Annotated in this window: 11 protein-coding genes; 1 reads left to right on the forward strand and 10 read right to left on the reverse strand. The window is 43.2% G+C overall.

Translation table 11 applies throughout. From position 1 onward, the window contains the following. Positions 1-246 precede the first annotated feature (246 nt). The 10 genes from cobO to EPO18_RS17790 form a co-directional block, all read right to left on the reverse strand. Positions 247-783 carry a cob(I)yrinic acid a,c-diamide adenosyltransferase gene (gene cobO, locus EPO18_RS17745; RefSeq protein ID WP_292435650.1) on the reverse strand — a complete coding sequence of 179 codons (537 nt, stop codon included), beginning with the start codon at positions 781-783 and terminating at the stop codon, positions 247-249. A gap of 492 nt (positions 784-1,275) precedes the next feature. After that, on the reverse strand, positions 1,276-1,572 hold the full coding sequence (locus EPO18_RS17750) for a hypothetical protein (RefSeq protein WP_292435652.1): 297 nt from the start codon (positions 1,570-1,572) through the stop codon (positions 1,276-1,278). Positions 1,573-1,644: 72 nt separating this feature from the next. Beyond that, the gene (locus EPO18_RS17755; protein WP_292435653.1) at positions 1,645-3,987 is read right to left on the reverse strand and encodes a methyl-accepting chemotaxis protein; all 2,343 of its coding nucleotides are present in this window, start codon (positions 3,985-3,987) and stop codon (positions 1,645-1,647) included. Between the two features lie 133 nt (positions 3,988-4,120). Then, entirely contained in the window at positions 4,121-4,312 is a 192-nt protein-coding gene (locus EPO18_RS17760; protein WP_363331525.1) for a (2Fe-2S)-binding protein, read from the reverse strand. Between the two features lie 496 nt (positions 4,313-4,808). After that, positions 4,809-5,441: a response regulator gene (locus tag EPO18_RS17765; protein WP_292435656.1), complete on the reverse strand. Its 633-nt coding sequence runs from the start codon at positions 5,439-5,441 to the stop codon at positions 4,809-4,811. Beyond that, entirely contained in the window at positions 5,434-7,674 is a 2,241-nt protein-coding gene (locus tag EPO18_RS17770; protein ID WP_292435658.1) for a hybrid sensor histidine kinase/response regulator, read from the reverse strand. The genes EPO18_RS17765 and EPO18_RS17770 overlap by 8 nt, the downstream gene beginning before the upstream one ends. 409 nt (positions 7,675-8,083) lie before the next feature. Continuing rightward, a complete protein-coding gene (fae, locus tag EPO18_RS17775) occupies positions 8,084-8,596 on the reverse strand; it encodes a formaldehyde-activating enzyme (protein WP_292435732.1) in 513 nt (170 codons plus the stop codon). A 229-nt stretch (positions 8,597-8,825) separates the two neighbouring features. After that, complete coding sequence (locus tag EPO18_RS17780) at positions 8,826-9,194, reverse strand: hypothetical protein (RefSeq protein ID WP_292435661.1); 369 nt, start codon at positions 9,192-9,194, stop codon at positions 8,826-8,828. 352 nt (positions 9,195-9,546) lie between these two features. After that, entirely contained in the window at positions 9,547-9,864 is a 318-nt protein-coding gene (locus tag EPO18_RS17785) for a hypothetical protein (protein WP_292435662.1), read from the reverse strand. A gap of 105 nt (positions 9,865-9,969) precedes the next feature. Further along, the gene (locus EPO18_RS17790; protein WP_292435665.1) at positions 9,970-10,251 is read right to left on the reverse strand and encodes a hypothetical protein; all 282 of its coding nucleotides are present in this window, start codon (positions 10,249-10,251) and stop codon (positions 9,970-9,972) included. A 906-nt stretch (positions 10,252-11,157) separates the two neighbouring features. Between EPO18_RS17790 and EPO18_RS17795 the strand changes: the two genes are divergently transcribed. Then, positions 11,158-11,559: an Hsp20/alpha crystallin family protein gene (locus EPO18_RS17795; protein ID WP_292435667.1), complete on the forward strand. Its 402-nt coding sequence runs from the start codon at positions 11,158-11,160 to the stop codon at positions 11,557-11,559. The last annotated feature ends 6 nt before the right edge of the window (positions 11,560-11,565 follow it).

An 11,565-nucleotide genomic window follows, 5' to 3' on the forward strand; every position in this document is an offset into this window, starting at 1 on the left:
GCCGACCATTACAAAGCCTATTAAAAAAAAACCAACAACAGCTATCATGATTTTCTGGACTTCAGACATTTTTCTTCTCCTCGTTGTGACAAATTACTAACCATTTTACAGGTTGCCCGGCGCATTTACCTTAAAATTCTGTATACACTATTTCAGCCTCAGCAGCTTATGCCATACTGTTTAGAATGTAGAACTTTTTCGCCAGTCCAATAATACCTATAAATAACTTATCAAGTGCAATACTTTTTAAAACTCAATCCCCTGCTCAGCCTTGATCCCCTGTTCATAAGCGTGCTTTATTTTGACCATCTCGGTCACAGTATCGGCAATTTCTATAACTTCGGGCGCAGCATTGCGGCCAGTTAAAATCAAATGAAGCCAAGCCGGTTTTTTATCACGAATAAAGTCGGCAATTTCCTGGCCGGAAATCCAATCATAGCCGCAGCAGTAATTGATCTCATCCAGCAACACCACATCGAATTCTTCAGAAAGAATTTTAGTCTTACTAAATTCCCAAATTTCCCGACTGGTTTTAATATCCTGTTCCGGATTTTTAGTGTCCCAGGTAAATCCGTCGCCTAACGCATGCCATTCAATATTATCGAAACGTTCCGAGGCTTTTTGTTCGCCGGTTTGCCATTGTCCCTTGATATACTGAATTACACAGACCTTCATATTCCAGCCTGCGGCACGAAAAACCATGCCCAAAGCACTGGAAGATTTCCCCTTGCCTGAGCCTGTATTAACTAAAACCAGCCCTTGTCGCCTATCTCTGGATTTCATAACGCCCTATTCCGTAATTTAAGTACATGCTAATTCTTATAGCGTCCGGCATTATCGCTTGAATCAACTTCAAAACAAATGAGCGGTCTTGAGAAAAAACGACGCGTACTTCAAGATTTTGAACACGATGAGGTTATGGGCAGAAATTATTATGTTTTCGCCTCACTCTACGGAAAAGATTAGGCGTCAAGAATACAGATGCGTGGTATGAACAGATGGCATTGACATCGGCATTTACATGCGACTTTTTCTGAACAAGATGAAAATGACTTGCACGTCAACTTAGAATCTCTCGATTGACTTTACGTTACACACAGTTGAATTTTTTTTATATTTTGGCAATGTCAAACAACAGCGATTGAATGGCAACGCCACAAGCTTTATACCTTGTGGCGTATTTTATAGGTGCAAAGAGAAGGCTGATCTTATTCTCTAAGAATTTTAATTTGACTCGAGTATTGTGTTGCTGTCGTTTCGTCAAAAATTTTCTATTTATTTTGCATCACGAGCGCTTAGTACCTTAAACTCGAGTTTTATTGCTCGTTTCATCCATTCATCACATGCTAGTTTAAGTTTCCAATTTTCCTGTACCAACGCATCGTTACATTCGATTGAATATTTCAAATTGGCTTCTATGACCTTAAGCAGATTTTCAACCTCTCCAAGCGTTTTAATGCTACTTTTCAGTTTTTGATGCAACAAAAATTGAGCTTCTAAACTTTCGTTTAATTCGTTTTTTTGGTCCATTTCATTTCTAATTTGCGCTATTTTTATTAAAATTCTCTCCAATTATCACCCTATGAGTGTGGTCTACCATCACAATCGCAGTGTCTTTTGGAATATGGCTATTTTTCATCACGATTAAAACTCTTCCCATTCGTCGTCACTAGCGCTTTTAGACTTATTCGACAAAACGGGGGCTGAATGTTTTTCTGTTGCTATTGCTCTTACTGAGGCTACCGGGACTATAGTGTGCTCGATAGTTTTAATGGGCGCGGCCTTTCCTTTCGAATTTACTTTAAAAAAGCTGAGTAATTTGGTCATACTTGCAGATTGTTCACTCATAGCAATGCTGCCCGCTGCCGCTTGTTCTGCCAATGCCGCATTTTGCTGAGTAATATCATCCATTTGAGCAACAGCCTGATTGACCTGATCAATACCTGCCGTCTGCTCTGCGCTGGCGTTTGCAATATGGGAAACAATTTCGCCCACTTGCGCGACGCTGTTAACGATTTCAGTTAGCGCCGCTCCTGTTTCATTGACAAATGCGGTTCCGGCACGCACTTTTTGTACGCTGTTCTGGATCAGGTCGTTACTTTGTTTGGCGGCATTCGCGCTGCGTTGCGCCAGATTACGGACTTCGGTTGCAACAACCGAGAAGCCACGGCCTTGCTCCCCTGCCCTGGCCGCTTCCACAGAAGCATTCAACGCCAGCAGATTGGTTTGAAAAGCGATTTCATCGATCACACCAATAATTTCAGCAATTTTATTGCTGCTGTCATTGATTTCCAGCATTGCAGTTATCGCTGAGTTAACGACATCACCGCCTTTTTGCGCCAATTGACTTGCCGCATTAACAACCTCGTTCGCATGAACCGTATTCTGGGCATTATTTTTTACGGTGCCGGCAAGCTCTTCCATACTGGCCGCAGTTTCTTCCAGACTGGCCGCTTGCTGTTCGACACGACTGGCAAGGTTGTTATTGCCGCTGGCCATTTCCTGTGACGAGCCGTCTATAAAATCAGCCGCATCCCTGATTTGAATAATAAATTCGTTCAATTTTGTCAGCGTGCGGTTGATATTGTTCTTGCACTCAGCATAAACACCCTGGTAGTCGTTAGTAATCGAACTGGTTAAATCGCCTTGGGACATGTTTTCCATGACCTTGTTAATGTCGTTAAAAACGCTTTCAATGACATCCGTTAACTCATTGATGCCTGACGACAAGGTTTTGGTAAATCCTTGCTTATCGCCCATGTTAATACGAGTACTCAGATCGCCCGCTTTTGCATCCTGCACCAATCGCCCAATCTCTTGTTCAATTAAAACCTCGTGGGTTCTATTTTGCCATTCCGCAACAAAACCGATGCGTTCCCCTTCATCATTAATAACTGGGCTGGCAATCACATGCATATGTTGATCCGCAATAAGCACCTCTGCACTGTGCGCTTCCTTTAAGTTTTGCAACAAGCTACGTTGATGAGCTGGATTATTGTGAAAACTATCGATATTTGCGCCCATTAGTTTATCGGCATCAAAATTCGGCAGCTGTTTACGTATATCATTCTGTGCAGCTTTAAACATACGCTCAACGCTATCGTTTACATAAATAATTTCAAGATTAGTATTAGCCACCATCACACCGGATTGGACATTATCCAGCGCCTGATTAATTTGCATAGCTTTTGCAGCATCTTCCCTGGCTTGTGATAAATCCAGGCTCAAATTCACTTCCATTGAGTACAAGGCGCGCAGAAAATCGCCGATCAGGTCATTCCGGGTTAAATCCTGCACATTGCCAAACCTTTTCTCGGCCAGACGATAAAAGGTACCGATGGTTTTGTTTAAAAGCGTAGTGAAGCTTTTGATGACGTTGAAACTTATCGCCGATGCGATCATGACTGACGCAGCAACACCGGCCAAGACCAGATAATCTTGCGCTAAAAATAATAGGTACATCAAATAAAAAATGGGGATCAGCAGCACTGCCAACGCCGCGGTCATTTTTTTCCAGACATCCATTTCTTTGATTGATTTAACTCTTGCAGCTAGACCCGTAGGTCTTATTGTTGCTTTCCGCGCGCTCAGCTGCTGGTATAATTTCTCTGCCTTTTCAATCTTTTCCCGGCTTGGAGCGCGCCGAACAGAAAGGTATTCATGAACCTTTCCATTTTTAAATATAGGCATTACATTCGCCTCTACCCAGTAATGATCTCCTGATTTGGTTCTATTTTTCACCATGCCATTCCAAGGCCTAAGCGATTTTAACGTCATCCATAAGTCTTCAAAAGCATCTGGCGGCATGTCGGGATGACGGACAATATTATGCTCAGCACCCATCAGCTCATCACGGGTATACCCGCTGATATTGATAAATTCATCATTGACATAAGTAATAACTCCCTTTAAATCAGTTCTTGTAACCAATAACCCGCCTTTTTTCATTTGGATTTCTTGGTTAGTCACAGGCATATTTACTTTCATTTAAACTCTACCTCACGAATTGAAACATTCGTTTTATTATTTTGGCTCTCATCTTGATTTAAGCTTGATGTGAGGATATGTTCAGGGACAAAATTGCGTTGATTAAGCAGCCCTTACAGATTTATTTAGCTGATTACAATGGCCACAAAAAATTACGGATTTTTTTCTTCTCTAAGATTTCCTCGACACGTGCGATACAGCCTCCGCAATGGCTGCCGATCTGTATATACTCAGACAGTTTTTCTATTGAATCGTGACCCTCTCTAATAGCCTTTTTTACTTCTGACTTTGAAATATCTAGACACAGACAAATACGCATATTCATTTTATTTTATCCGTTAAATTGACTTGTGTTCTTGATTAGCAGAGACCATCAGCTTATCGAAAGTACTAATTTGCTTTTCGCTCTAACATTCGGAACGGTAGAAAAATAGAGATCAAAGATTACAATTCGACTCAGGATTCTTTACTAATTAGAAAGAAGATGAAAATATTCTCGCAAATGCTTTGTCAAACTATGGTTTCTATCCATATTATTTAAATGACATCGACATGGAATATCGCAACTTCACGAGGCATCCACAAAATGATTCATCCAGTGTCCAGAATTCATTATGACCCAAATCATGGCCGTTAGAAATCAGTCAAACACTATCATATTAATAAGACTTACAGGAAATCGGATGTAGGACTGCTCCTACACGAACTAAAGCAATTGACTAACTGTCAATCAGTGTGGCGGCACTATGGTAGGGCGGGAGATAGATACAGAGAACGTAGCGAATCGCTGTCAGGGGGCTTCGACAAGCAATGCGAATAATTTAATCAAGCAAATCGTTCTTAAATGCGTAATGAATGATTTCGGCATTTTTGGACATGTTCATTTTTTTCATGAGGCGGGTGCGATAGGTACTGATAGTCTTGACGCTGAGAGCCATCTGCTGGGCAAGATCGGTAATGCTTTTACCGGCACAAATACCGCTAAAAACCTGAAACTCGCGGTCGGTTAGCATAGTATGCGGTGGTATTTCCTGGTTTGGATTTAATTCCGCAATCAGTTTTTCAGTCATTGCCGGGCTAATATATTTCCCTCCCTTAGCAACTTTCCGAATCGCGGCCACCAATTGCTCGGGGGCACTCTCTTTGGTCAGATATCCGTCCGCGCCCGCGCGCAGCATTCTGATCGCATATTGATCTTCCGGATACATGCTCAGTATCAGGATCGGCAGGTGCGGAGACTGCTGCTTTGACAATTTTATCAATTCCATAACATTTTTGCCTGGCATGGCGATATCGAGCAGCATGATTCCCCAACCTTCGTCCCGGATAAGCTTTAAAGCCTCATCGCCCGAACCCGCTTCAGCGAATACCTCCATATCGGAAATATCGGCAAGAATTTGTTTTAGCCCTTGCCTGACGATGGCATGATCATCGACAATTAATATTTTAATCATGAAAAATCTCCCCCTTTGACACAGGGGCTGAAGGCGATTTTAAATGCATATTTAACACGAGCGTAGTCCCTTTTCCCGGCTCACTGACGATTTCGACTTCTCCTCCGAAATGGCGTGCGCGCTCATGCATGCCCAAAATGCCGTATTTACCGCTTTTTTGCATCTGCGCTTTAGTCATGCCGCACCCATTATCAGTCATTTTCATCATCAGACTGTTCTCACTTGTTTCAACATCAAGCGTTACATGAGTGGCTCTGGAATGTAGAGCAATATTCGTTAAGGCTTCCTGCATAATCCGGAAAACAGCGATATCTCGGCCTTCATCCATTACGATATTATTTTCCGGTGCAGTCAAAATGCATTGAATATCATTTTGTTCCCTAAATTCATCAATCTTCCAGTCTATAGCGGCTAATAACCCAAGATGATCCAGAATAGTCGGCCTAAGGTCGGCAATGATTTTTCTAACAGATCCAATCCCATCGTCAAGGTACCGATTCATCACAGCTATTTTTTCATGACATAAAGACAAATCCGCCAATAATTGTTTATTCAACCAGCTTAAATCCATTTTGAGCGCGGTCAGAAGACTGCCCAATTCATCATGAATCTCCCGAGCAATCCGGGTTCGTTCATCTTCGCGAACCTTCTCAAGATGACAGGAGAAATCCCGTAGCGCTTCTTCAGCTTTTTTGCGCTCGGTAATATCATGTGCCGTACCGATAAAAAAATGACGCTGATCAACATAGAACTCACTGACCCCCAGTTCCATCGGAAAAATAGAGCCGTCTTTTCTGAGTCCGTTCACCTCACGTCGGGTATCGAGTATTTTAGCTTTGCCGCTGCTCAAATAGTGTGCTAAATAAGAATCGTGCCGGTTCCGGTCGGACTCAGGCATCAACTTGTTAATATTATGGCCGATCAATTCTTGTGCGGAATAGCCGAAAAGCTTTTCGGCAGACGGATTGAGTTTTTCAATAATTCCATTTTCATCAATAATGATAATGCTATCGGATACATTATTGAAAACAGAGCGCATCCTCGTTTCGCTCTTACTCAGCGCATACTCCATTTCGACACGATGAGTCACATCGTTTTGCACACCTATGTAATGAGTGATTCTGCCTTGTTGATCGTGTATAGGCGAAATATAAATCTCGCTCCAGAACAGACTGCCGTTTTTGCGATAGTTGCGCAAAACCGCATGGGTATCGTGATTGTTTTGCAAAGCGGTGCGTAATCTGGAAATATCCGATTGATCCCTATCATTATTTTGCAGAATACGGCAGTTTTGTCCTAACAGTTCCTGCATGGAATATCCGGTGATACGCAAGAAAGCTGCATTGGCGTAAATAATGGCGTAATCCGTATCCGCTAGGCCGGTAATTATAATGCCATTGCTACTGGAATCGATTGCATGCTGCATCAGGTACAGTTTTTCTTCAACTTTACGGCGGGCGGTGATGTCTTGCATAACGCCATATAATTGCATGACTTTGCCATCAATGGGGTCACGAACCGGCAAGGTGTGATCACTGAAATAGCGAATTTCACTCTTATTAATAATGACCCGGTACTCACTGGTGTCCTCGGATCCCGTTAATAATTTCTTATATCGATGCTGAACTATGGATATATCATCCGGATGAATCGGCAATACCCAATCGCGATTCTGTTCTTTTGACTCGCCATGGAATGCTGCATTGTTGATAAGCTGTTTTAAAGGCTCCGTGACCCATTCAAATATCAGCTTGCCATCCGAGGGAATGCGTATGAAATAAGCGAAATCCCGTGTAAATCGGGAAATAAAAGGATCCCTTCTTTCGTACAGTTGGAATTTATTATCTATATCTGGGCAAGTCCTTCTTTTTTTTGCCTCAATCAGGCTGCGATCTATCTCGTCTAATAAAGTATGCCGATTGCGCTTAACAATATAATTTGCCATGCCGCTTTTAATCGCAGTAACTGCTATATCTTCGTTTCCAGAGTTAGTCAGCATGATGACAGGCAAACAAACAAAGCGTAGTTTAATTGCCTTAAATAAGGTCAACCCGTCTGTCCAGCCGAGCTGATATTCTACAATCGCCAGATCGAAACCGGCTTCGGCAATTTTTTCGTCAAACGCCTCGCGACTGCCAACTTCAACAATATCCGAATCGGCAAACTTAACGCGCAGTGTTTTTATGGTTAGGGAACGCTCAACGGCATCATCGTCAATAATCAGGAATTTCATACCTTCCCTTGTACTTCACTTTGTGATTGATCTTTTTAATATACCGGGGAGTCGCTATTTTTGCGAAAGCTTTTTTGGACATCCCTGCCTAACAAACGACAAAAACTATCTGAGCGCTAATGCCCGCGGCTACCCCAGCTATCCAGCTTCGCTCGTTTTATACCCAACAAGGGGGTATAAAATTTAAGTGCTCAATAACTCGCAGCTTTCGCTCCTGCTCATTCTAAGCACCTACACTCTGTATACAGCGCGATGTCATAAAACCTGCACTTTCGCTATTGAGAACTGCTCGGCTCCAGTCTTGCAGCAACTGCAAGCAATTCCAAAATATAGTAAGGGCTTTCGTTTTACGCAAACCCTTTGATGTTATAAAACCAGTGATGAGCTACGTTTGCTGTTACTTTGATGACTAATCATGCGCAGCGAGCGGATGATGCTGTACGTTTTCTTGAGCAATCGCTTCGCTGGGCGTCGGCTCTCCTGCGACAGCGCGTTTAATCGCCAGCTTAGTGGCTTCATAATTCCAATCCTGGATTTTGTTGTTATCATTGGCATCCCAATGAATAAAAACGCCTACGCAGATAAATATATCGTTGGCCTCTTCCAGAGGTATTACACCTTCTTTGACACTATCGACTACTGCCTTAGCCACACCACGCTCAGCCGGCCCGAACATTTGAGTTGCCTGTTTCTCGTTCTTGATTTCAACTTTGTTGAACATGACAGTATTCGGCTTAGCCATCAGATTCGGAGCAACCAGCGCCAGTAAGGAATTATCCCCCCGTTTTTGGTTAGTCAGAGTAATACAAAATGCAATTTCTGCGGCGCTGCCACGCGGCCCCATAATCAAATCAATATGGGCCACTTCATTACCTTCACCGACCAACGCTTCACCTACCATTACTTTATCGATTTTGGGCATTTTCATTTTGGTTTCTCCTCTTGAGTTTTCAAATCAATTCTTGATTTATGGATTCAGTGGACAACAAACAGCCTCCCATCGTTTTCAGTTCCCGCTAACAGCAACTATTTCTTTATCTTAAGTTGATAATCGCGTTGGAATACGAGCATAGCCAGCTACCGAATTGTTCACTCCTATTCCGATTATTCCCTACTTCATTCCCGTCTGATTATCTGCAGAAATAGCTACGTTACTTCGAAGGCTTCATAGATGGCCCCGTTTGAGTCGGCGCAGGCATATTTGGAGGTGGAGGCGGATACCATCCCTGCTGAGCGCTATACATTAATTCCTCGGGCACGGGAACTCGATGCCCTTTGCCGTACATACATTGGATGTAGCCGATGTCATAATTCTGCTGAGCCTCCTCTTTGGAATCGGGTTCCTCTTGCAATGTTGAAATCTGAGTATGGACAAATTGCCTGCATGCCAAATCGTCATTATGAAACACATTAAAGTTTTTATCCGTGCCCGGCAGCGCCAATACACCGGGGCCACTCGGCATCGTCGAACAAGCGTCGAGCAAAAAAACAAAAATCAGGACTGTCAGAATTTTTAACATTTGGCACGCCTCCGTTAAGGAACAACTTTCTGCCACATGGCCGAACATTCCCTGATATAGGGATAATAACCGGCGGGATCGGCACAGTAATACCAATAGCCGGGCTCCAGACCTGAAGGCTGAGATTCAATTCTCTGCCATCCTGTCGGACATTCTTTCACATGAGGATAATAACCTTCAGGATTTGGACAATAATTCCAGTTTTCCGACTCAAGTGATCGGGCTTTGGATACAGTACTTTGTTCTATATAAACTGTAGGGGCAGAGGGCACTATCAGAGCCGGTGAAGAGTAATAGCGAGGATAGGAATAGTAAGGCCGATAATAATAGGGAGACCAGAAAAAGGGGTTTCCTACAAAAAAGCCAAAGCCACCATGAACATGATGATCGAATCTTCTAAAATGATCGTCCTCAAAATGCCTTCCTCTGAATCCGCTTCCAATATGCCCCCCTCTGAAGCCGGGTTCAGCATGACTTCCCCTGAAGCCGCCTCCAATATGCCCCCCTCTGAAGCCGGGTTCAGCATGACTTCCCCTGAAGCCGCCTCCAACATGGCCTCCTCTAAAACCGCCTCCAGAATGACTTCCCCTGAAGCCGCCTCCAACATGGCCTCCTCTAAAACCGCCTCCGGAATGACTTCCCCTGAGATACCCCCCTCCGAAACCACCACCGCGTCCACCTCCATCGCGGGCCATAGCACTTGGGCTAGTTAACGACGCAATAAGGACCGTGAGTATAATTAACAGCCTTTTAGACACCATTACCGTTTCCTTATTTACCGAAATCGATCAAGGAGAGCTTTACCCGAACAAGTGATTTGTCGCATATCTTCGGTTTCAACGCCAACCATGTCGCCGCCAACCATGGCCTCGCCAGCCGTGACCCGACCAACCGTAACCTGGCCAGCCATGTCCGCGCCAGCCATATCCTCCCCACCCGCCACCATAGTAGCGTGGCCTAAACCTGTAATAGCCATAAACCCCGCCATACGGGTACGGACCATAATTGTAATAAGCGCCAACATGAGGATACGGCGAAGCTGAGACCGCGCAGCCATTCATAATAAGCATGATTCCTGCAAGAGCGACTGCTAACGCTAAGCGTTTCATTGTAGGTTCCCCTCAAAATGCTATCGCATGAACAGCTCAGTAAAATATCTACATTTCCTGCATAATCTTTCGATCTACTAGTCCTGTTTCCCATATTTCCGGACGAGAGAAAACATTAAATTTAGTGAGATCTATAGTCACGACATACACGTCCTATTTCTCCATCATTTCAAACTTACTGGATACGTATGAAATAAATATTGAACATCTCTGTTCAGACCATTTCTTGAAAATCTCTCAAAATAGCCGGATCCGCTGTCCGATAATGAATGCGATAGAACCTTACCTGTAGTTTAGTTTGCTATTAGCAAACTGATAAAAACCTTCATAGTGCGTATTGTTTCAGTGCCGGCCAACTTCTTAGTTTAAGAACCAACTGAATGATCAAAGCAATTAAAGATTAGAGAAACTAAATCACTTGCACAATTAGTAGAAATACCAATTCAGCAACGCCACACTGATTTATACATCTGCCGATTTATCTCATCATCAAAAAACCCTTTTTATAAGTAGCAGTACGGATTGCTCAAAAATAAGAGAATCTTCATTATTAATCTTTAATAGTGCTCAAAAAAAGTTTTCATGAAGCATCTGAACGCATATATACATGGCTGATATGTGAGAATTCACCCAGATAAAAATGACTGGAACCGATCACCTAAAATTGAAATACAAACTTTAGTAAATAACGCTCAAAGCCATAACAGCTCTGACACCGACATTATAAATTTAACGAGGCTCAGACGGACGGCCGAAAGCTTTATTGTCATAGAAGCCGATCTTAACTTTGCCCGTACAAACTATTGTGCGTACGGCTTAGATCATTAAACAGAGACAAACTGGAATAACATATTATGCCATTACATAATCTTGAAACCTGGATGTGGACGGAAGCTTGCGACATACTGGATCGGGCCGACCGGCTGCATCGTCAATTCTTTAGACCGTCGGTTATGAACGCCAAAAAGCCCACTTGGGAACCGCCTATCGATGTCTACGAAACCAATAGCGAATTCAAAATCATGATTGCATTACCCGGTGTTGCTCTGGAGCAGGTGAGCATAATACTGGAAGATGACTATTTGCTTATTGGTGGACAAAGACATCTGCCGAACAGCGCCCAGGCGCATATTAGACGCATGGAGATTCCCTATGGAAGATTTGAACGGCGCATTGAACTGCCCATCGGGCGTTTTGAAATCGGCGCTCGTGAATTTGTGAACGGTTGTTTAATTATTTCACTGCAAAAAATATAAAGGCCG

Source organism: Methylobacter sp. (assembly GCF_004322395.1).
In the GTDB taxonomy this organism is placed as follows: domain Bacteria; phylum Pseudomonadota; class Gammaproteobacteria; order Methylococcales; family Methylomonadaceae; genus Methylobacter_A.

Excerpts from the sequence above, each read along its gene's own strand:
- cobO (WP_292435650.1), bottom strand. The coding sequence starts at position 783 with ATGAAATCCAGAGATAGGCGACAAGGGCTGGTTTTAGTTAATACAGGC.
- EPO18_RS17755 (WP_292435653.1), bottom strand. The coding sequence starts at position 3,987 with ATGAAAGTAAATATGCCTGTGACTAACCAAGAAATCCAAATGAAAAAA.
- EPO18_RS17760 (WP_363331525.1), bottom strand. The coding sequence starts at position 4,312 with ATGAATATGCGTATTTGTCTGTGTCTAGATATTTCAAAGTCAGAAGTA.
- EPO18_RS17765 (WP_292435656.1), bottom strand. The coding sequence starts at position 5,441 with ATGATTAAAATATTAATTGTCGATGATCATGCCATCGTCAGGCAAGGG.
- EPO18_RS17770 (WP_292435658.1), bottom strand. The coding sequence starts at position 7,674 with ATGAAATTCCTGATTATTGACGATGATGCCGTTGAGCGTTCCCTAACC.
- fae (WP_292435732.1), bottom strand. The coding sequence starts at position 8,596 with ATGCCCAAAATCGATAAAGTAATGGTAGGTGAAGCGTTGGTCGGTGAA.
- EPO18_RS17780 (WP_292435661.1), bottom strand. The coding sequence starts at position 9,194 with ATGTTAAAAATTCTGACAGTCCTGATTTTTGTTTTTTTGCTCGACGCT.
- EPO18_RS17790 (WP_292435665.1), bottom strand. The coding sequence starts at position 10,251 with ATGGCTGCGCGGTCTCAGCTTCGCCGTATCCTCATGTTGGCGCTTATT.
- EPO18_RS17795 (WP_292435667.1), top strand. The coding sequence starts at position 11,158 with ATGCCATTACATAATCTTGAAACCTGGATGTGGACGGAAGCTTGCGAC.